The 20,547-nt window shown below is 48.3% G+C and carries 16 protein-coding genes, 1 tRNA gene and 1 pseudogene; 14 read left to right on the forward strand and 4 right to left on the reverse strand.

From position 1 onward, the window contains the following. Nucleotides 1-120: 120 nt before the first annotated feature. Entirely contained in the window at nucleotides 121-567 is a 447-nt protein-coding gene (locus tag H5985_RS08485) for a GNAT family N-acetyltransferase (protein ID WP_205050887.1), read from the reverse strand. Between the two features lie 173 nt (nucleotides 568-740). On the opposite strand from H5985_RS08485, the gene H5985_RS08490 reads away from it, so the two are divergent. Then, nucleotides 741-2,048, forward strand: coding sequence for a replication-associated recombination protein A (locus H5985_RS08490; protein ID WP_239481743.1), 1,308 nt, complete (start codon nucleotides 741-743; stop codon nucleotides 2,046-2,048). 106 nt (nucleotides 2,049-2,154) lie between these two features. Continuing rightward, nucleotides 2,155-3,474: a serine--tRNA ligase gene (gene serS / locus H5985_RS08495; RefSeq protein WP_205050889.1), complete on the forward strand. Its 1,320-nt coding sequence runs from the start codon at nucleotides 2,155-2,157 to the stop codon at nucleotides 3,472-3,474. A gap of 104 nt (nucleotides 3,475-3,578) precedes the next feature. Here the strand turns inward: serS and H5985_RS08500 are convergent, their stop codons facing one another. Continuing rightward, nucleotides 3,579-4,103, reverse strand: a complete 525-nt coding sequence (locus H5985_RS08500; protein WP_205050890.1) for a hypothetical protein — start codon at nucleotides 4,101-4,103, stop codon at nucleotides 3,579-3,581. Between the two features lie 286 nt (nucleotides 4,104-4,389). On the opposite strand from H5985_RS08500, the gene H5985_RS08505 reads away from it, so the two are divergent. The 12 genes from H5985_RS08505 to H5985_RS08560 all read left to right on the forward strand — a co-directional run bounded on the left by H5985_RS08505 (nucleotide 4,390) and on the right by H5985_RS08560 (nucleotide 18,986). Then, a tRNA-Ser gene (locus H5985_RS08505) sits at nucleotides 4,390-4,480 on the forward strand. Nucleotides 4,481-4,805: 325 nt separating this feature from the next. Next, complete coding sequence (rimP, locus tag H5985_RS08510) at nucleotides 4,806-5,378, forward strand: ribosome maturation factor RimP (protein WP_205050891.1); 573 nt, start codon at nucleotides 4,806-4,808, stop codon at nucleotides 5,376-5,378. 2 nt (nucleotides 5,379-5,380) lie between these two features. Continuing rightward, nucleotides 5,381-6,868, forward strand: a complete 1,488-nt coding sequence (gene nusA / locus H5985_RS08515; RefSeq protein ID WP_205050892.1) for a transcription termination factor NusA — start codon at nucleotides 5,381-5,383, stop codon at nucleotides 6,866-6,868. 36 nt (nucleotides 6,869-6,904) lie between these two features. After that, nucleotides 6,905-9,850, forward strand: a complete 2,946-nt coding sequence (gene infB, locus H5985_RS08520; protein WP_205050893.1) for a translation initiation factor IF-2 — start codon at nucleotides 6,905-6,907, stop codon at nucleotides 9,848-9,850. Nucleotides 9,851-9,917: 67 nt separating this feature from the next. Continuing rightward, nucleotides 9,918-10,280, forward strand: a complete 363-nt coding sequence (rbfA, locus tag H5985_RS08525) for a 30S ribosome-binding factor RbfA (RefSeq protein WP_205050894.1) — start codon at nucleotides 9,918-9,920, stop codon at nucleotides 10,278-10,280. Beyond that, the gene (gene truB / locus H5985_RS08530; RefSeq protein ID WP_205050895.1) at nucleotides 10,277-11,194 is read left to right on the forward strand and encodes a tRNA pseudouridine(55) synthase TruB; all 918 of its coding nucleotides are present in this window, start codon (nucleotides 10,277-10,279) and stop codon (nucleotides 11,192-11,194) included. The genes rbfA and truB overlap by 4 nt, the downstream gene beginning before the upstream one ends. Then, the gene (typA, locus tag H5985_RS08535; protein WP_205050896.1) at nucleotides 11,187-13,040 is read left to right on the forward strand and encodes a translational GTPase TypA; all 1,854 of its coding nucleotides are present in this window, start codon (nucleotides 11,187-11,189) and stop codon (nucleotides 13,038-13,040) included. The genes truB and typA overlap by 8 nt, the downstream gene beginning before the upstream one ends. 9 nt (nucleotides 13,041-13,049) lie before the next feature. Further along, entirely contained in the window at nucleotides 13,050-13,436 is a 387-nt protein-coding gene (locus H5985_RS08540) for a YchJ family protein (protein WP_205050897.1), read from the forward strand. Further along, complete coding sequence (gene scpB, locus H5985_RS08545) at nucleotides 13,433-14,137, forward strand: SMC-Scp complex subunit ScpB (protein WP_205050898.1); 705 nt, start codon at nucleotides 13,433-13,435, stop codon at nucleotides 14,135-14,137. The genes H5985_RS08540 and scpB overlap by 4 nt, the downstream gene beginning before the upstream one ends. 49 nt (nucleotides 14,138-14,186) lie before the next feature. Continuing rightward, nucleotides 14,187-15,230: a 23S rRNA pseudouridine(2605) synthase RluB gene (rluB, locus tag H5985_RS09480; RefSeq protein WP_420892577.1), complete on the forward strand. Its 1,044-nt coding sequence runs from the start codon at nucleotides 14,187-14,189 to the stop codon at nucleotides 15,228-15,230. A 31-nt stretch (nucleotides 15,231-15,261) separates the two neighbouring features. After that, nucleotides 15,262-17,040, forward strand: a complete 1,779-nt coding sequence (gene msbA, locus H5985_RS08555) for a lipid A export permease/ATP-binding protein MsbA (protein ID WP_205050900.1) — start codon at nucleotides 15,262-15,264, stop codon at nucleotides 17,038-17,040. Nucleotides 17,041-17,183: 143 nt separating this feature from the next. After that, nucleotides 17,184-18,986 (forward strand): M24 family metallopeptidase, encoded by a 1,803-nt coding sequence (locus H5985_RS08560; RefSeq protein ID WP_205050901.1) that lies wholly within the window; start codon nucleotides 17,184-17,186, stop codon nucleotides 18,984-18,986. Nucleotides 18,987-19,073: 87 nt separating this feature from the next. Here the strand turns inward: H5985_RS08560 and H5985_RS08565 are convergent, their stop codons facing one another. Together H5985_RS08565 and H5985_RS08570 are read right to left on the reverse strand one after the other, a co-directional pair. Continuing rightward, entirely contained in the window at nucleotides 19,074-20,234 is a 1,161-nt protein-coding gene (locus H5985_RS08565; RefSeq protein ID WP_205050902.1) for a hypothetical protein, read from the reverse strand. Further along, nucleotides 20,152-20,547, reverse strand: a pseudogene (locus H5985_RS08570) (hypothetical protein); the annotation flags it as partial. The pseudogene H5985_RS08570 and the gene H5985_RS08565, both read right to left, overlap by 83 nt.

Below are 20,547 nucleotides of genomic sequence, written 5' to 3' on the forward strand. Positions count from 1 at the left end.
AACGCCTTAGCGCCGATGATAGTTGGTTGTATTTCCAGTGAAAGTAGGACATTGCCCGGCTCCCCATTCAAAAAGCCTCGAAGTTTATCGCTTCGGGGCTTTTTTATTACGAGTCTAAAGTCAGTCTTTTTGCATAACGTAGTTTTTCAGCCAAACTCCGTTTCGAAATACTTTTTGCTCTTTTCTCGTTCGGTATCCTCTTTTTTCAAAAAATCCTTTTGCCGTAATTGAGGCGTGAGTCACAATTGTCCCCTTTGCTTGAAGTTCTAATTGGTTACAAAGGACGGTAGCAATGCCTTGTCCTTGAAAATCCCGATGAACATAGAGTCTGTCCAAATAGCCATCGGTTGTGATATCGCCGAATCCGACTATGTTCTGATTATCAATGGCCACCAAACAATAGTTCCGAGTTAAAGATTCCTGCCAATCTGCAAAATTCGTTTTTGAAGTAATCCAGGCTTGAATTTCTTCATCGGAATAATCCTTCGAATTGATCGCCCGGACTGTATCTTTAAATAGAGCAATCAAGTCTTGCAGATCCTCTTTTTGAAATCGTCTTAAATACATCTCTGAGATCCCTCGACGTTAATACCGCTGTACATAGTATCCTATAATCACCTAATGATATTGCACCGTTTATATGGTCTTTTTTTATGAATGAAGATTTATTTGCTGATCTGATACCTCAAAATCAGGTTAAGACACACAAAAGGGATGATACTCATCGAATAAATGCTCGTATGCAGCCTCTGGCAGAGAGACTGCGTCCGAAAACGCTAGACGAGGTGGTCGGTCAACAGCACTTATTAGGCCCAGGAAAACCGCTGAGAGTGGCTTTTGAGGAAGGTCGTCCTCATTCAATGATTTTGTGGGGACCGCCCGGGGTCGGAAAGACCACTTTAGCCAGAATTATGGCTCAGGCTTTTCATTTGCCTTTCATTGCTATTTCGGCTGTTCTCAGTGGTGTAAAAGAAATCCGGGAAGCCGTAGAGAAAGCAGAACATCATATGCAACAAACCGGAGAGTCAACCTTGGTTTTTGTCGATGAGGTTCATCGCTTCTCCAAATCCCAACAAGATGCTTTTTTGCCGCATGTGGAAAGCGGTTTATTCGTCTTTATCGGTGCGACAACAGAAAATCCCAGCTTTGAGGTCAACAGTGCACTTTTGTCTCGATCGGCTACCTATGTTTTAGAAAGCCTGAAAGCAGAAGATTTTGAAAAACTTTTGCCACGAGCTATTGAAGCGGAATCTCCCGGACTAATTTTCAGCCAAGAGGCGAAAGATATTTTGTTTAATTTGGCTGACGGTGATGCCAGACGTTTTTTAAACGCAGTAGAGTTGGCTTGCCATCTCGCTCAAGATCGGGGAATTACAGAAATTGATGCAGATTTACTCAGACAAAGTTTGCCTCAGACTCTGCGTCGTTTTGATAAGGGCGGTGATAATTTCTACGATTTGATTTCCGCACTGCATAAATCTGTACGAGGCAGTGATCCGGATGCGGCACTTTATTGGATGACACGAATGATTGTAGGAGGCTGTGATCCGCTTTATATCTGTCGACGTGTGATTCGCATGGCCACGGAAGACATTGGGCTTGCTGATCCGAGAGCGCTTGAAATTGCGCTTAATGCAGCTCAGGCTTTTGAAAGATTAGGCTCGCCCGAAGGGGAATTGGCTATTGCCAATGCTGTCGTATACTGCGCTATTGCTCCTAAAAGTAACTCCACGGAAGTGGCTTATAACGCAGTAAAAAGTTTTGTCAAAAAGGACAGTTCGCGCCCTGTGCCTCTTTATCTGAGAAATGCGCCGACAAAACTGATGAGCGAGTTGGGCTATTCTCACGGTTATCGTTATGCTCATGACGAACCGGATGCTTTTGCAGCCGGAGAAATATATTTACCCGAGGGGCTTGAAAATATGCACTGGTACTATCCACGACCCAGAGGTCTTGAGATAAAAATTGCCGAAAAACTTGAAAGGCTCAAAATGCTTAATCGTCAGGCTTGGGCTAAGGGTGAGGGCAGAATTCGCTCGAAAAAGTAACAATTTAAGGTATGAAGCTCTTGCAATCGAAGCGTAAAGGGGTGACAATTACCGAATGTGTTTTTTCAGAGTCCGCTCTGTTTATTCAAATTCCTAGGAATCGATAATGCTTGATATCAATTTATTGCGTAAGCAACTCGATGATGTCGTGGCCCGCTTGGCCACTCGTCCGTTTGAATTTCCGGTCAAAGAATTTAATGCACTGGAAAATGACCGTAAAGCTGTTCAAAAACAAACCGAAGAACTTCAGGCCTTGCGTAATAGCTTGTCCAAGCAAATCGGTGCGGCCCGTAAGGCAGGCGGTGATGCAGCCGATTTGATGGCTGAAGCGGCTGCTATTCCTGAAAAACTTTCTGAACTCGAAGATCGCTTGGCACAAATCCGCAACGACTTAAACGAATTGTTGATGAGTGTTCCGAATTTGCCGCACGAGTCTGTGCCGGTCGGCCGTGACGAACGCGATAATCCTGAAGTGCGTCGCTGGGGTACGCCGCGTACGTTTGATTTCCCGATCAAAGATCACGTTGATGTCGGTGTGCCGTTAGGAATGGATTTTGAAACGGCCGCCAAAGAATCCGGTGCCCGTTTCTGCTTCATGCGCGGTCAGGTTGCTCGTCTGCATCGTGCATTGGCACAGTTCATGCTTGATACCCATACCCGTGAACACGGTTATGTGGAATGCTATACACCGTACGTTGTCAGCGCTGAAACGATGCGCGGCACCGGACAATTGCCCAAATTTGAAGAAGATCTCTTTGCTGCCAAGAAGGGCGGTCAAGAAGGTGAAGGCGAACGGATGTATTTGATCCCGACCGCTGAAGTTTCTTTGACCAATATGGTAAGCGGAAAGTTGCTCCGTGCCGATCAATTGCCGATTAAGATTACGGCTCATACCCCCTGCTTCCGTTCTGAAGCCGGTTCCTATGGTCGTGATACTCGCGGTATGATCCGTCAGCACCAATTTGATAAGGTTGAAATGGTTCGTATTGTGAGTCCCGAAGACAGCTATAAACATCTCGATGAGATGGTTCACAATGCTGAAACCATTTTGCAACGCTTAGGTCTGCCCTATCGTGTGATTACGCTTTGCACGGGTGATATGGGTTTCGGCGCTGCCAAGACTTTTGACTTGGAAGTGTGGTTGCCGGCTCAAAACACGTATCGTGAAATTTCTTCCTGCTCCAATTGCGAAGCCTTCCAAGCGCGTCGCATGGGTGCCCGTGTTAAGGGTAAGGATGGCAAGATTCAGTACGTGCACACCTTAAACGGTTCAGGCCTTGCTGTGGGCCGTACGTTGGTGGCTGTGTTGGAAAACTATCAGAACGCCGATGGCAGCGTGACCGTGCCTGAAGTTCTGCGCCCCTATATGGGAGGAGTGGAAGTGTTGCGTCCGGAAAATCAACCGTTGGGTGATTTCAAGGCCTAATCTGACACAGAATGAGTCAACAAAAAGCGGAGGTTTCAAAAAGAAACTTCCGCTTCTTCGTTTCGGGAGGTATTGAACCTCCCGAAAAGTTCCGTTAAAAAAGATTACTTCTTAGCGGCTTTTTTAGTTGTTGTTTTTTTGGCTGCGGGTTTAGCAGCGGCCTTTTTGGCAGGAGCCTTAGCTTCTGTCTTCTTGGCAGCAGGCTTAGCGGCGGCTTTCTTAGCCGGGGCTTTTGCTTCAGCCTTCTTAGCGGCAGGTTTAGCAGCAGCCTTCTTGGCAGGAGCCTTAGCTTCTGTCTTCTTGGCAGCAGGCTTAGCAGCAGCTTTCTTGGCCGGAGCCTTTGTTTCTTCCTTCTTAGCGGCTGTCTTCTTGGCAGCGGGTTTAGCAGCGGGCTTCGTAGCCTTCTTCGCTGTCGTCTTTTCTTCTACCTTTAATTCTTCTTCAGCGTAGGAGTGCAAAACATCAGATTCTTTCAACATTTCGAAAGAAGCATTCATCATTTCGCTGACTTGAGACATACGAAGGCTGTTGTGATGGCCGTCACTCAAAGTGTCATACAACTCCTTGGTGATCAGGCCAAGACGATGGTGAGCTTTTTTATTGCGTTCAAGAATTTCTTTGAGATCCATTTTGACAAAACTCCTACAGAAATTAGTGATTCAGATAGGTTCAGGATAGCCCTTTAATAGTAATGTTATTGCAAAAGTAAAAGAAAATTTGAGTAACCTCAAAAGAATTTCTCAACTTTTAGTATTTACCCTTGGAAAAAACCGATTCTTTATACGAAATGTTGCGTGACGGCAACAGGTAAAATCATCGGACAATCAACACAATTTTTAACTTATCCACAGTTTCGTCTTGATAGGCATCAGCAAAAAATAACTCTATCTGATACAATCGCAAACTCTACTGTGCGGAGAGATGGCAGAGTGGTCGAATGCGCCGGACTCGAAATCCGGTATACGGCTCGTTCGTATCGAGGGTTCAAATCCCTCTCTCTCCGCCATTTTTATTTCTATTTTGATATCAAAATAGATATAGAAAGCGAAAATTTTGGATGGCGAAAAGATTAACAAAAAATCCTTAAAAATCAGCTTGTAAGTGATTGATTTTTTGCTGACGGTCTGTATAATCCTGCGTGAAGATAAAAAGAATAAAGGCACTTTCTAAAGTGCCTTTATTATTTATCGGTCGTCGAGCATGAATGAAGTCGTTGAGTCTGATGGAAAATTCATGCAAAACCTTTTTGTCGGGGTTGCCTGACATAAAGGGGATGGATGGGCCTTAGAGCCCATCTTTTTTTAGAAATTCTCCGTGAGGATTGCATATTAATGACAGAAACATCGACAGATTTGTTGACGCTTGTAGAACAAACCGTTGAAGGAATGGGCTTCGAATTCGTTGAATTAGAGCGTCTGCCCCGTGGTTTGATCCGAGTCACGATGGACTGCTCCGCCGGAGTGGGGGTGGATGACTGTGAACGGGTGAGCAATCAGTTGACATACCTGTTTACCGTGGAAAATATTGACTACGAACGTTTGGAAGTTTCTTCTCCCGGCGTGGAGAGACCTTTAAAGCGCCTGAAGGACTGGGAGCGCTTTGTCGGCAAGCTTGTTCACGTGGAATTGTTTGAGCCGCTCATGGCCGAAGGTTTTCCTGAAGCCGGGCGCCGCAAGCTCGACGGAAGAATTCAGGGTGTACACACCGACGATGGTCAATCGACGATCGATTTTTTGTTTACGGATGAAAAGCCGGCCAGAACTCCGGCGCAGGCCGCTCGGGAGCGAATTGCTCAAAAGCGCGGGAAAAAGATTTCCGCTGTTGAGCCCGTTGCCGTCAGCTTTACGATCGACCAGGTCGATCGGGCCCATTTGGTTGCAGAATTAAATTTCAAAGGAAAGTAAAAATGAACCGCGAAATGCTTGAAATGGTTGAAGTGTTGGCACAGGAAAAGAGCGTGCCGCGCGAAGTCGTCTTCGGAGTGCTTGAAACGGCTCTGGCCTCTGCAGTGAAAAAGGCTAATTTTGCCGGTGAAGATGCCGATGTGGAAGTGCATGTTGACCGCGATACGGGTGATTACAGAGCCTGGCGCCGTTGGCTTGTCGTGGCAGATGATCAGGGGTTGCAAGAGCCTGATCGTCAGGAAATGTACTCCGATATTCATGACGAATATCCCGATTTGCAAGTGGGTGACTACATTCGTCAGGAAGTTGAAAATATCAACAGCTCCGGCCGCCGTTTCGCTCAAGATGCCAAGCAAGTGATTCTGCAACGTCTTCGTGATGCCGAACGCGAACAAATGCTCGTGGAATTTTTGGCTCGCGATGAAAAGGTGATTTCCGGTTTGGTCAAGCGTATGGATAAGGGCGATGCGATTGTGGAAATCGGTAAGGTCGAAGCCCGCTTGCCGCGCTCTGAAATGTTACCCAAGGAATCTTTCCGCCCGGGCGATCGAGTGCGCGCCTATGTGGCCCGTGTGGATCGCTCCTGCAAGGGTCAGCAAGTCTTTTTGTCTCGCACAAGTCCGGAATTTATTAAAGAACTCTTTGCGCTTCAGGTTCCTGAAATCGAAGAAGGTCTTCTGGAAATCAAGAGCGCGGCTCGTGATCCGGGCAGTCGTGCCAAGATTGCTGTTCAAGCCAAGGATGCCCGTTTGGATCCGGTCGGTACCTGTATCGGTGTGCGCGGCACTCGTGTAAATGCCGTCTCCAATGAATTGGGCGGAGAACGTGTGGACATCGTGGTTTGGGATGATGAACCGGCCCAGTTTGTGGTGAGCGCTTTGGAACCGGCGAAGGTTTCCGGCGTAGTCATGCTTGAAGATACGCACACGATGGAAGTAGTGGTTGATGAGGAAAATCTTGCCATTGCGATCGGTCGTGCCGGTCAGAATGTGCGTTTGGCTTCTGAATTGACCGGTTGGAAGATCGATATCATGACCGACGAAGAAGCCAATGCCAAGCGTGATGAGGAAACCAACAAGATTCGCGCGGAATTTGTTGAAAAGCTCGGTGTTGACAACGATGTCGCCGACATTTTGATTGAAAACGGATTCTCTTCAATTGAAGAGGTGGCTTATGTGCCTGAATCCGAATTGCTCGAAATCGAAGCCTTTGATGAAGATACCGTCAAAGAACTTCGTGAACGTGCTCGCAACAAGTGCCTCATGCAGGATCTTGAACGTGAAGAAAATCTGCGCCAAGCTGAACCGGAAATGGTTTCGCTTGAAGGTATGGACAATGATTTGGTTAACGTGCTGGTTGCTCACGGTGTGAAAACTCGTGACGATTTGGCCGAATTAGCCGTAGACGAACTGGTGGAAATGAGCGGAATTGATGCTGATCGTGCATCCAAGTTGATTTTGGCCGCCCGCGCCCATTGGTTCAACAACTAAAGCGTACTTTATCGATAAAGTGCGAAAGGAGAGAATATGGCAATTTCGACCGTTTTAGAGTTGGCCAAAGAAATGAAAGTGACGGCAACCGAATTGTTGCGTCAGTTGAAAAGCGCCGGCATTGATAAACAAAGTGAGACCGATGCCGTGACAGCAGCCGATCAACGTAAGCTCGTGGAATTTCTGCGTGAGGATCGTCAGGCAAAAGCCAGAAAAATTACACTCACCCGTAAGGAAACGACCACGGTCAAACAAGCCGATGGTCAGCATACTGTGAAAGTGGAAGTGCGCAGAAAACGTGTGTTGGTGAAAAACACTTCTGCGGCTGCAGGGGCTCGTGAACAGGCTATGGCAGCCGAGCGCGCTCGTGCGCTTGAAGAGGCTAAGGCGAAATTAGCGGCTGAACAAAAGGCCGAGGAAGAAAAACGTCAGAAGGAGCTTCAGGCTCAGCGTGAAGCAAAACTCGCCGAAGAGCGCGAAGCTCAACAAAAGGCTCAGGCTGAGGCTCGAGCCAAAGCCGAGGCTGAAGCAGCCGCTGCGCGTGAGGCCCAAGCGGCTAAAGAGGCGCAGGCTCAGAAGACGGAAACAAAGCCTGTAAGCACGAATAAGCCGGAAGTGAAGCTGCAACAAAAGGCCGATGATCGCACTGCTCAAAAGCCGCAGCAAAAGTCGCAACAAAAGCCTCAGCAAAAGGCAGACAACAAGTCTCAAAAGGACAATGACTTCCGCAGAGGTGATAAGCCCAAGGTGCAACAGGCTAAAAAGCCGATGCCGCGTCCGGTTGAACAAAAGGCCCATCAGCCTGCTCAACTGAGCGAAGAAGAAATCAAACGTCGCCAGGAAGCCAAGCGCAAAGCCGAAGAGGAAGCTCGTGCCATTCGTGAAATGATGAGTAAGCCCAAACCTTCTGTCATGAAGGCTAAGAGTGATAAACCTTCCGAAGGTAAGAAAAACCAAGATAAAAAGAAGGGCAATAAGAACAATGACCGCGATCGCGACGAAGAGTTGAGCGGGAAGAAAAAAGGCGGTAAACACGCCGGTTCCAACCACGGCGGTGCTTCGTCCAAATGGGATGACAACAAGCATCGTGGCGGCAATAAGGGCAATGCCCGCGTGATTGACGAGGACGATGACGGCAACGAACAATGGCGCGGTTCGCGTAAAAATCGTAATAACCGTCGTCACGAACAGCCCAAGCCCCAACAGGTTCAGAACACTGAACCCGTGGTGCGTGATGTCAGTGTCCCGGAAACGATCAGTGTGGCCGATCTTGCTCATAAGATGGCTGTGAAAGCTACTGAAGTGATCAAGACCTTAATGAAGATGGGTCAGATGGTCACGATCAACCAGATGCTCGATCAGGACACGGCCATGCTCGTAGTCGAAGAAATGGGTCACCACGCCATTGCTGCCAAGCCTGATGATCCGGAAGCGATTCTGGGCGACATGATTCAGGAAAATACGGCAGAAGCCCTGCCGCGTCCGCCGGTGGTGACAATTATGGGTCACGTTGACCATGGTAAGACGAGTTTGCTCGACTACATTCGTCGCGCGAAGGTCGCCGCCGGTGAAGCGGGCGGTATTACCCAACACATTGGTGCTTACCACGTCAAGACTCCGCGCGGTATCGTGACGTTCCTGGATACTCCGGGGCACGAAGCTTTTACGGCTATGCGTGCTCGCGGTGCTCAGGCAACCGATATTGTGATTTTGGTGGTGGCTGCCGATGACGGTGTGATGCCTCAGACTAAAGAAGCTATCGCTCACTCCAAAGCCGCCGGTGTACCGATGGTGGTTGCGATCAATAAGATCGATAAACAGGAAGCCAATCCTGAACGAGTCAAGCAGGAACTCGTGCAAAACGACGTGATGCCGGAAGATTGGGGCGGAGATGTGCCCTTTATTCCTGTGTCGGCCAAAACCGGTCAAGGTGTTGACGAATTGCTTGAAAACGTTTTGCTTCAGGCCGAAATGCTCGAATTGAAGGCACCGCGTGAAGGTATGGCAAAGGGCCTTGTGATTGAATCGCGATTGGATAAAGGCCGCGGTCCGGTTGCGTCCGTTTTGGTTCAATCCGGAACCTTGCATCGTGGCGATATCGTTTTGGCCGGTGCCGAATTCGGTCGCGTGCGTGCCATGATCAATGAAACGGGTAAGGCTGTTTCCGAAGCCGGTCCTTCCATCCCGGTGGAAATTCAAGGTTTGTCCGGTGTGCCGCAGGCAGGCGACGAAATCATGGTTTTGCCCGATGAACGCAAAGCCCGTGAAATTGCGTTGTTCCGTCAAGGTAAATACCGTGATGTGAAGTTGGCTAAGCAACAGGCCGCTAAACTGGAAAACATTTTTGCTGATGCCGGTAACGGAGAAACGAAGACTTTGGCTTTGATTGTGAAGGCTGACGTTCAGGGTTCGACCGAAGCCATCGTTCATGCGTTGACTAAACTTTCTACCGATGAAGTTCGCGTGCAGGTGGTTCACTCTGCAGTGGGGGGTGTTTCGGAAACCGACGTTAACCTCGCCTTGGCGAGCAAGGCCGTTATCATCGGCTTTAACGTTCGTGCTGACGCGCCGGCTCGTAAGCTTGCTGAAAGCAACGGTGTCGACATTCGTTACTACAACATCATTTACGATGCTGTCGATGATGTGAAGGCAGCCATGAGCGGTATGTTGGCTCCTGAAAAACGCGAAACCGTTCTGGGTTTGGTGGAAATCCGCCAATGCATCCGCGTGCCTAAGGTCGGCATGATTGCCGGCTGTAAGGTTCTGGAAGGTGTGGTGCGCCGTACGGCATCGGCCCGATTGCTGCGTGACAACGTGGTGATTTGGACCGGTGAGCTCAATTCGTTGCGTCACTTCAAGGACGATGTGCGCGAAGTCAAGGCCGGTCTGGAATGCGGTTTGTCGCTTAAAGGCTATGACGACATCAAAGAAGGCGATCAGCTTGAAATCTTTGAAGTCACGGAAGTGGCCCGTACGTTGTAATGAAATTCGGACGGATTAAGCGCTGAAGGCAAGTTAATCCGTCTGACAGTAAGGAAAGGAAAAAGACATGAGAGCAGCAAAACCGGGACGCGCTCTGCGGGTGGCTGACCAGATTCAAAAAGATTTGGCCAGACTCATTCCTCAGGAAGTCCGCGACCCTCGCGTCGGTTTAGTGACGCTCACGGGGTGCGAAATTACTCCTGACTACGCTCATGCCAAGGTTTACTTTACGGTAATCGGCGCTGAGCCCTCTCAAGCTCGTGAGGGACTCAATGCTGCTGCCGGGATGCTCAGAAACCATCTCTTTAAACTTTTGTCGATTCACACGGTGCCGACGTTACATTTTGAGCACGACACCAGTGTGGCCAAGGGTTTTGAAATGGATCGCTTGATTGATCAGGCGATGAAGCAGACCAAGGGTGAACAATGAAAAGAAGAGGTCGGGCGGTCGACGGGGTCTTGTTGTTGGACAAGCCCTATGCGATGACATCGAATGCGGCGCTGCAAAGTGCACGGCGTTTGCTCAATGCGCAAAAGGCCGGTCATACGGGAACACTCGATCCGCTCGCCAGCGGTCTTTTGGCGCTGACATTCGGAGAAGCGACCAAATTTTCGGCAGATCTTTTGCATGCCGATAAAACCTATGTCGCAGGCATTAAGTTAGGACAGAAAACCACGACCGGGGATTTGGAAGGAGAATTTATCGAAACCAGACCGGTGCAGGTGACAAGAGCGGATATTGAAAAAACGCTCGAGTCCTTCAGAGGGGAAATCGCTCAGATTCCTCCGATGTTTTCTGCTCTTAAACGCGACGGTAAAACACTCTACGACTTGGCTCGGGAGGGTGTGAGTATCGAGCGTGAAGCGCGCTCGGTACGAATCGAAAAGTTAGATATTCTGCAGTTTGCCGATGAGCTGCTCACGGTTGAAGTGACATGCTCCAAAGGGACTTACATTCGGGTATTGGCCGAGGATATCGGCGAAGCACTCGGGTGCGGGGCTCACCTGGCAAGCTTAAGAAGAACAAAAGTGGGGACGCTTTCGATTGAAGACAGCGTCACTCTTGAAGCTCTTGAATCGATGAGTATTCAGGAGCGATTGAACGTTTTAAAGCCGCTTGATGCGCTCATGACGACGCTTCCTGCGGTACATTTAAGCGAAAACGATCGCGTGCGGTTTTGCCACGGCCAGCGTTTGGCTCTCGGACTGCAAAGCTGCCCGCGAGTGAGGGTCTACGGACCTGATGAGCAAATGGTGGGAACGGCCCGCGTCAATGAGCGCGGAGTGCTCGAACCCGAACGATTAATTGCCAACAAGAAAGATATTGAGACGACAAATGACTAATACTCGTGCTATTCGCAATATCGCGATTATCGCGCACGTTGACCATGGTAAGACCACCTTGGTTGACAAACTGCTGCGCGCAGCCGGCACTTTCCGTGCCAATCAGGAAGTCCAGGAACGTGTGATGGACAGCGGTGATTTGGAACGTGAGCGCGGCATTACGATTTTGGCTAAAAACTGTGCTGTGGAATACGAAGGCACTCACATTAACATTATTGATACCCCGGGGCATGCGGACTTCGGCGGTGAAGTCGAACGCGTTCTTTCGATGGTCGACGGGGTGCTTTTGTTGGTCGATGCCGTGGAAGGCCCGATGCCGCAGACGCGTTTTGTTACGCGTAAAGCCTTGGCTCTCGGTTTGAAGCCCATTGTGGTCATCAATAAGATTGACCGCCCGGGCTCCCGCCCGGATTGGGTGTTGAACCAAACATTCGATCTTTTCGATAAGTTGGGTGCAACCGAAGAGCAATTGGATTTCCCTGTGATTTATTGCTCGGCCCTGGAAGGTGTGGCGGGCTTCACCGACGATATTGAAGAGTTGAAGAAAATCGGCAATATGCGTGCCATTTTCGATACCGTTATTGAAAAAGTGCCTGTTCGCGATGACGATCCCGACGGTCCCCTGCAGCTTCAAATCTGCTCGCTGGATTACTCGAGCTATGTGGGTAAGATCGGCATCGGTCGTGTGCACCGCGGCCGCATTCACGCAGGCGAAGATGTCTGCATCATGAATGGCCCCGACGATACCCCCAAGAAGGTGAAGGTCAATCAGATCCTGATGTTTGAAGGCTTGGATCGCAAGCTCGTGGATTCGGCTCAAGCAGGCGACATCGTTTTGGTTAACGGTATTGAAGAACTGTCGATCGGTACCACCATCACCGATCTTGAAAAGCCTGAAGCACTGCCGCTTCTGAAGGTGGACGAACCGACTCTGTCGATGAATTTCCAAGTCAACACGAGTCCCTTGGCCGGTCGTGAAGGCAAATATGTCACCAGCCGCCAGATTCGTGAACGCTTGGAGCGCGAATTGAAATCCAACGTTGCCATGCGCATGAAGCTTACCGATGATGAAACGGTTTTTGAAGTGTGCGGTCGTGGCGAATTGCATCTGACGATTTTGATCGAAAACATGCGCCGTGAAGGCTATGAATTGGCTGTTTCCCGTCCCCGTGTGTTGCTCAAAGAGATCAACGGTCAGAAGATGGAACCGTACGAAGTGCTCACGGTGGATGTGGAAGAAGAACACCAAGGGGCTGTGATGGAAGAATTGGGTCGCCGCAAAGGTGATCTGCAAGACATGCAACCCGACGGCAAGGGTCGTGTGCGTCTGGAATATCGAATTCCTGCCCGCGGTTTGATCGGCTTCCAAAGCGAATTCATGACGATGTGCCGCGGCACGGGCATCATGAGTCACGTCTTTGATGACTATGGTCCGATCAAAGAAGGTGATGTCGGTGAACGCAGAAACGGTGTGCTGATCAGCCAGGATAACGGTGAAGCTGTTGCCTACGCTCTGTGGAAGCTGCAAGATCGCGGTCGTATGTTTGTCAAGCCCGGCGATAAACTCTACGAAGGGATGATCATCGGTATTCACTCTCGTGATAACGACATTGTTGTCAATCCGATTCGTGGCAAGCAGTTGACGAACATCCGTGCTTCGGGTACTGACGAAGCCATCCGCTTGGTGCCGCCCGTGCAGCTGACGCTCGAAAGTGCCGTGGAATTCATCAACGATGACGAATTGGTGGAAATTACCCCTCATACGATTCGTTTGAGAAAACGCTACTTAACGGAAATTGATCGTCGCCGTCACGCACGTGCCGAGCGCGAACAGAAGTCCGAATAACGTTTCGGTATGAAAAAAAAGAAAATGCCCGCATTGTGTCCATGCGGTAGTCTTCTTGACTACAGGGACTGTTGCGGGCGTTTTCATGCCGGGGAAAACGCTCCCGATGCATTGACTCTGATGAAAAGTCGGTACAGTGCATTTGTAAAAGGACGCGCCGATTATCTGTTGCGGACGTGGCATGAGTCGACACGACCGAGTCAATTGAATTTAACTGAGCCCGTGAAGTGGTTTGGATTGGAAATTGTGTCTTTTGATTCTGAGGGAGATCGGGCTACGGTATCTTTTATTGCCCGCGGAAAGATAAACGGTCGGGCGTTTAAGCAAGTGGAAACCAGTCGTTTTGTGAGAGAAAACGCTCAATGGTTTTACGTTGATGGGGTGCTAACCGAATGACGCTCAATGACAATCCGAAATGGATTTTGGAAGGCGCTTTGCTGACAAGCGATGTGCCGTTGTCGGTGACTACACTTCGAGAGTGCTTAGATAAGCGCTATACCAAGACGCAGGTATTGGAATTTTTAGCTGAACTGCGTGCAGATTGGCAGGGCAGAGCGCTTGAACTTCGAGAGGTAGCCGATGGACTTTGGCGTTTTCAGTCGGTGCCTGCCATGCGAGATATTTTGAGAAAGCTTCACCCTGAGCAAGCGCCCAAATATACGCGTACAGTGATGGAAACATTGGCGGTGATTGCATACCGTCAGCCGGTCACACGCGGCGATATCGAAAAAATTCGCGGTGTGACGGTCAATCCCAATGCCATCAAAACACTTTTGGATCGAAATTGGATTGAAGTGATCGGACGACGCGAGACGGTAGGACACCCTGAGCTTTTTGCCACCACCCGTCAATTCCTGGTGGATTTGGGTCTCAACAGTCTGCAGGATTTACCCAGTATCGGTCCGGATCAGGAACCACAGGTTGAAGCATTTGAACTTTTTGAGGGGCAAAATCAAACGCCGGAGAGCGTTACTCGCGTCAAAGATCGTTCTGCATTGAAAGCGATTGATGATGAACATGCGAGATTAGAGGATTTGATTGAACCGCTCGATTTTGGAGACGATGACGATGCCAGTCAAGAAAAACACCCCGAATAAGGTGACAGTGAGAAAGACAAGCGCCAGGCGCACTCCTTTTAGAGCCCCGATGTCGAAAAAGCCCCGCATAAAGCCTTTTGATAATGGGGAGACGACTGAATTATCAGCTGTTGCAGAGACGTCTTCTGCGACAGAAAAACTGCAGAAAGTATTGGCCGATGCAGGCTTGGGTTCTCGTCGGGAAATGGAAGCGCTTATTGCTACGGGAGTCGTGACAGTCAACGGAGACGTAGCGAAGGTCGGCGACAGAGTGCATGCCAATGACACCATTCGGGTAAAGGGACGTTTGGTTAAACGTGGAATCATGAAGGCTCAGGCGCCCAAAGTGCTTTTGTACCATAAGCCTGCCGGCGAGATTGTTTCAATGGATGATCCGCAGGGTCGCCCGAGTGTATTTGATCGCTTGCCGCGCTTGAACGGAGAACGATGGATTGCCGTGGGGCGCCTTGACTTTAACACCGAGGGCGTACTGCTTTTTACCACAAGCGGAGAATTAGCCAACATGCTCATGCACCCGCGCTACCGAATTGAGCGCGAGTATGCCGTGCGTGTGCAAGGGGAATTGTCCGAAGAGAATAAAGACAAGCTTCTCAAAGGCATCAAGCTTGAAGACGGGATGGCCGGATTTTCTCGTATAGAAGATATCGGAGGCGTCTCTTCCAATCACTGGTATCGAGTGACGCTTGCTGAAGGTCGAAATCGCGAGGTGCGTCGTATTTTTGAGGCGGTGGGTTTAACGGTATCGAGATTGATACGTGTGCGTTTTGGCGCGGTTTTGTTGCCTAAAGACCTTCCACGCGGTGCCAAGATGCGTTTATCGGATGATTGGGTGAAGGCTTGGATTGAGGATCTGAAAAAAGGGAGTTCTCGTGCCGGTGTGGTGCCGGGACGCGAAAAGACTTCTGCGGCTGCAACCGGTCGCCAAACGACAAGGGCTGGAAGCGGTGCCAATAAAGGCGGCAGAAAGTTTGCCTCCCGAAAAGACGTTTATGACAAAGGGTACGAAGGCGTAGCAGAAACCAAAAAGCGCAGTGCCCGCCGTGTCATAAACGTTAACAAAACCGAAAAGACAGCCAAGCGTCTGTCCCGTTAAAATACTGCCGATATTTTTGCGATGACACCTCATGAGTAAAAAATTTATTGACCGCGTTCCGATCTTTAAAGATCCGTATGTTCGACGCCTGATGTCTTATTTGCCCGAGCACAAAAAAGAAATTGCTCTGGCTATCGTTTGTATGGTTTTGGGAGCGGCGAGCTCTTCTTTGATCGCCGTTCTTTTGGGTAAACTCACCGATTTGGGATTTTATGAACACAATCCCAACATTGTCTGGCTCACGCCTATCGGCTTGATCGGTATTTCTGTTTTGCACGGCGGTACTCAATTTTTGTCCAATTACCTTTTGCAGCGAGTCAGTCAACAGGTACTGGTGCGTATCCGCCGCTTGATGTTCGAGCGGATGATTCAATGGTCATCGCAGATGTATCAGCATTACATGTCGGGTAAGATCGTATCGAAATTCGTCAATGAAGCATCAAGTGCGCTTGGCATGGCCGCTGAAATTTTGACGACTTTGGTTCGAGACTCCCTTCAGATTATTTCGCTGGCCTGTATTCTGATTTATCACAATTGGCTTTTGACGTTGGTGACGCTTGTTGTAGCTCCTTTGTTGGCCCTTGTTTTGAAGTGGGTCAGTAAAACCGTTAAGCGTTTGACGATGGGCTCACAAAATACGCTCGGCGATATGAGTGTGGCGATTCAGGAAGCCTACGAAGGACAGCGCGTGATCAAAATTTACGACGGCTATGAGTACGAGAAAAAGCGCTTCGGTGTGATCAACGAGCGCCTGAGATCTTTATCCGTTCGTATGCAGGCAGTAAAGTCTTTGGGTACACCTTTAACGCAGCTTGTGACGATGATCGGCGTATCGGTTGTGGTGGTCTTTGCTTTAACGCAAGCACGCATGGGGCAATTGTCCATGGGTGAATTCACAACCTATCTGTCCGCAATGCTTTTGATGATGCCGGCTATTCGCCATCTCTCAAGCTTAAACGGATCGGTTGCCCGTATGTCTGCAGCGGCAGAAAGTGTTTTCAAGATGGTTGATGAGCCTTCTGAAGAGGATAACGGAACCAAGACGTTGGAGCGCGCAACCGGTAATGTGAGTTTCCGCAACGTCTGCCACACCTACGAAGGTGCGGCTCAGCCTGCGGTGGAAAATTTCACACTGGATGTCAAACCCGGTGAAATGATTGCTTTGGTGGGTTCATCGGGTTCCGGTAAGACCACTTTAATTAATCTGATTCCGCGTTTCTGGACAATGACTTCCGGAGATATTCTCTTTGATGGGATCAGCCAAAAAGATTTGACCTTAAAGAGTCTTCGTGCACAGATTTCGCTAGTGAGTCAGGACGTGGTGCTTTTTGATGATACGATCGCTGCCAATATCGCTTACGGTGTCAGAGATAAGGTGACCGAAGAAGATATTCGCAAAGCAGCCGAAGCGGCCTATCTTTTGCCGTTTATTGAATCGTTGCCCGACGGCTTTAATACGCGAGTGGGTGAAGGCGGAGCCAAATTGTCCGGTGGTCAGCGCCAGCGAATTTCCATTGCCCGGGCGCTTTTGAAGAATGCTCCGATTTTGCTTTTGGATGAAGCAACCAGTGCTTTGGATACGGAAAGCGAAAAGTACATCCAGGCTTCGCTCGATGAGTTGATGGTCGGTCGTACGAGTTTTGTGGTGGCGCATCGCTTATCAACTATTGAAGGAGCAGATCGCATTGTCGTAATGAAACACGGGCATATCGTTGAAATCGGTAATCACCACGAATTGCTTGAGAAAAACGGCGTGTATGCTAATCTGTACAAAATCCAATTTGCTGACAGACCCTCGCATATAGCTTGACAAAAAGATTGAGAAAACGAAAAAGGCGACCTCGAAAACGGGTTGTCTTTTTTTTGACTCTCAAAATAATCAAAATAATTTTTCGATTGATTCGACGTTCGTAGTAATCTAAGAAATGTCTTCCCAAACTATGGAAATCGAAAATGAACACTTCTGAAAAATTACAAGCGCTTCGTCGATTAATGCAGGAGATTAATGCTCAAGCTTTGTATGTCGGAACAACAGATCCTCACCAAACGGAATCGGTGAGTGAACATTGGAAAGCTGTTCAGTGGCTGACCGGTTTTACGGGCAGCATGGGTTATGCGGTTGTGACCCAGGATGAGGCTGCATTTTGGACAGATGGCCGCTACATTGATCAAGCTCGAAGAGAAATTGAACCGCAAACCTTTCAGCTCTATAGTATTTCGGATCCCGACACACCTTTGTGGAACGAATGGATTAGGCTAAGAGTGCACGAAGGCGAGGCTCTCAGTGTAGACGGTGAGGTACTGAGTCAATTTCAGTTGCAGACTTTTCGTGAGAAATTGACCATTAAAAATTTGCAGATTCTTTGCGACAGAAATTTAGTCGGAGAAGTTTGGACCGATAGACCTCAACTATCTCAGGATCCGGTTTGGGAACTGCCGCAACAGTATGCAGTGCAGAGCCGTCAGGAAAAACTGCTTGCGCTACGCAAACGTCTTCAAAAATTCGGAAACAAGACATCTACGTTGATTTGCGGCTTGGATGATATCGCGTGGCTGACGAATTTGAGGGGTCACGACAATGCCCTTTATCCGTTTTTTCATTCGTATGCTTTAGTGACTCCTGATGAGGCTTTTTTGTGCGCAGATCGATTGAAATTTTCAGAATCTATTTTGAAGAAATTAAGTCAAGACGGTTGGTCATTGCGAGAATACGGTGATATAGAAAGACTCATTCAACAATTACCCTCCGGTACGACGTTATATCTTGACGAAACCAAAACACCGTTCAAACTTTACAGTGCTATTCCTAAAAATGTAACGGTCAAAACAGGCCTTGATGAAGTGACAGCCATGAAGGCTTGTAAAAGTCGTGGAGAACAGGACAACATTCGTCGAGCCAACATTGAAGAAGCAGTTGCAGTCGTACGTTTGATGAGGTGGATTGAATCCAATGTTCAAAGTGGTCTTCTTAATGAATATGAGGTCGGACAAAAACTCAACGAATTTCGTCAAGCGAGTTCGCTCTACATTCAACCGGCCAATATTCCGATTGTCGGATACGGAGCTAATGCCGCTTTGCCGCACTACAGGCCGACACGACAAAACAGTGCATCTATTCAACCTGAGGGATTGCTGCTCTTTGATGTTTGCGCGCACTATTTTTGTGGAACAACGGATTTAACGCGAACCGTGGCTGTCGGTGAATTAACGCGGGAAATGAAAGAAGATTACACGTTGACACTCAAAACTCATGTGGCCTTGGCAACCTTGACATTTCCTTACGGAACTACCGGCGATCTGATCGATGCAGTCGTAAAGTCCAATCATTGGCGAAAACTGAAAAATTACAATCATGGAACCGGTCACGGTATCGGTTACATTCTGAACGTGCACGAGGGGCCGGGCAAAATCATCACCGAATATGCTCCGCTTTTCCCTTATGCGAAAAACGTTGTTTTGGAAAAAGGGATGCTCTTCTCAGACGAGCCTGGAGTCTACAAACCGGGACGACACGGCGTGAGGATTGAAAATTCTGTTTTGGTTCAAAAAGCACAGAAAAATGAATTCGGTAAATTTATGCGGTTCGAAACGGTCACTTTTTTACCTTACGAAAGAAAAGCGATATTGACCGATGAACTCACTGAACAGGAAGTCGATTGGATTAATCGCTATCACGAGGAAGTATTTCGTAAACTGAGTCCGATGCTCAATGAGCAGGAAAAATGCTGGTTGAAAGAAAAAACGGCTCCTCTCTAAACAACTTCCCTCTAAAGAAGGAAGGTTTCTTTTGACCAAGCACGAACTTTTTCACCCGCTCCCATAGAGAATCTCTTCTCAATGGGGCTACAGATGACTGTCATCCGTACCACAAAAGATTTCAAGACGAACCTTCTCCGTCGTCGCAGCCTTCGGCTGCGACGCAAATGGCTGACAATTGTCCCCATTACTCGATGGTTTTAATATCACATACCCCGCGTCCCTCAGGAACTGTTTCGCACCTTCCAGAGTCTTTATCACCTCTGTCGGAATATGCTTGTCATTTTCTATATCCGCACACTGCAAAAGCAGTGCACTCATCACATCACGTTGGATCCACTCAGAACTTTTCCCTAACTGATGCCAACGCTCATTTAAGGCTTTCTTTTCGTATGTTTCCGTATACGGATCATATTGGCTGAGCTTCAACTTATAGGGCTTTACTTCCACTACCTTCAAACCGGCACTTTCAGCCTTGCTTTTCAGTTGCTCAATAAATCCCGATATGCCGCTTTTTCCCAGGCTCTTTGCAAAATGTCCCCTTTGAAAAGCCTTCCAACTATTCTTTTCAATACGAATCTCACCGGCAGCAGACAGCAATAAATTGATCAACTGTCCATGCTCACAACGTCGGGTAGCCGATGCTTTGCGATGATATTCCTTTAAATCTTGCACTCGTTTTTCGTAGCTTTTCGTTCTGATTAATTCAATTCCTTTTTTGAATACTCCATTGTTGTCATAACAATCCGGATTATTTTGCCGTAAGCTCCTATCCATTGATCGCTGCAGGATGCGAATTCTTTTTTCATCAACTCGTGCGCGCGGCGCTACTTTAATTTTCCCAGCCCAGAGCTCACTGAATACGGCAATCGTTTGAGGACCGGGATCAATGGATAAACGCTCCTCAGTTGATGCATAGATGTGTTTAACCGGTGCATAACCTTCCAAAACAACCTGCAGATAAAAACGATTTTTCCCTTTGATTGTTTTAAATCCTTGCGAACCGTCTTCTTTTAAAAAGGCTCGACGGGTGTAGTCATCTTTAGAATCGACGATGACCCGATAGTCGTGTTTGCACCAACTCAACACAGATTTTTCAATATTGAACTTCAGTCCGGTTTTATTTGTTTTACCCTCAATACTTCTTAAACCGCGCTTGGCAGATTTAAAACGAGGGCGTCCTCCCAAACCCAACTTGTATCGATTCACGGCCTGAAACACTCGGGTAGCAATTTTTTTGCGTTTCATTAATACCGAGTTCTGTCTTTCGGCCGCTGGCTTGCCGATGTTTGGCAATCACTGCATGTAAGTCGTATTCAGTCAGATGGTACTTCCTATCCAGCGATTTGAATAAATTCGTTCTTTCTTTACCCTTAGGCATTGAACAAGCTTTTTTCCAATCCCTGTCCTGACGAAGTTGTTGCAGTTGACCTAAGGCACTACCAAGAGTGACATTATGAAGTTGACGGGCGAATTCAAGCTTTCTGAGTATCGTTTGAGACTCAGAGTCACTGACTCGAATAGGAAGTTCAATAATAAACGTCGGACCGGGCATGGAAGC

Origin of the sequence: Parasutterella secunda, from assembly GCF_016901835.1 — a bacterium.
Taxonomy (GTDB): Bacteria; Pseudomonadota; Gammaproteobacteria; order Burkholderiales; family Burkholderiaceae_F; genus Aphodousia; species Aphodousia faecavium.

What these genes read in the sequence shown, in the direction of transcription:
- H5985_RS08485 (WP_205050887.1), bottom strand. Translation starts at nt 567, where the DNA reads ATGTATTTAAGACGATTTCAAAAAGAGGATCTGCAAGACTTGATTGCT.
- H5985_RS08490 (WP_239481743.1), top strand. Translation starts at nt 741, where the DNA reads ATGCAGCCTCTGGCAGAGAGACTGCGTCCGAAAACGCTAGACGAGGTG.
- serS (WP_205050889.1), top strand. Translation starts at nt 2,155, where the DNA reads ATGCTTGATATCAATTTATTGCGTAAGCAACTCGATGATGTCGTGGCC.
- H5985_RS08500 (WP_205050890.1), bottom strand. Translation starts at nt 4,103, where the DNA reads ATGGATCTCAAAGAAATTCTTGAACGCAATAAAAAAGCTCACCATCGT.
- rimP (WP_205050891.1), top strand. Translation starts at nt 4,806, where the DNA reads ATGACAGAAACATCGACAGATTTGTTGACGCTTGTAGAACAAACCGTT.
- nusA (WP_205050892.1), top strand. Translation starts at nt 5,381, where the DNA reads ATGAACCGCGAAATGCTTGAAATGGTTGAAGTGTTGGCACAGGAAAAG.
- infB (WP_205050893.1), top strand. Translation starts at nt 6,905, where the DNA reads ATGGCAATTTCGACCGTTTTAGAGTTGGCCAAAGAAATGAAAGTGACG.
- rbfA (WP_205050894.1), top strand. Translation starts at nt 9,918, where the DNA reads ATGAGAGCAGCAAAACCGGGACGCGCTCTGCGGGTGGCTGACCAGATT.
- truB (WP_205050895.1), top strand. Translation starts at nt 10,277, where the DNA reads ATGAAAAGAAGAGGTCGGGCGGTCGACGGGGTCTTGTTGTTGGACAAG.
- typA (WP_205050896.1), top strand. Translation starts at nt 11,187, where the DNA reads ATGACTAATACTCGTGCTATTCGCAATATCGCGATTATCGCGCACGTT.
- H5985_RS08540 (WP_205050897.1), top strand. Translation starts at nt 13,050, where the DNA reads ATGAAAAAAAAGAAAATGCCCGCATTGTGTCCATGCGGTAGTCTTCTT.
- scpB (WP_205050898.1), top strand. Translation starts at nt 13,433, where the DNA reads ATGACGCTCAATGACAATCCGAAATGGATTTTGGAAGGCGCTTTGCTG.
- rluB (WP_420892577.1), top strand. Translation starts at nt 14,187, where the DNA reads ATGTCGAAAAAGCCCCGCATAAAGCCTTTTGATAATGGGGAGACGACT.
- msbA (WP_205050900.1), top strand. Translation starts at nt 15,262, where the DNA reads ATGAGTAAAAAATTTATTGACCGCGTTCCGATCTTTAAAGATCCGTAT.
- H5985_RS08560 (WP_205050901.1), top strand. Translation starts at nt 17,184, where the DNA reads ATGAACACTTCTGAAAAATTACAAGCGCTTCGTCGATTAATGCAGGAG.
- H5985_RS08565 (WP_205050902.1), bottom strand. Translation starts at nt 20,234, where the DNA reads ATGAAACGCAAAAAAATTGCTACCCGAGTGTTTCAGGCCGTGAATCGA.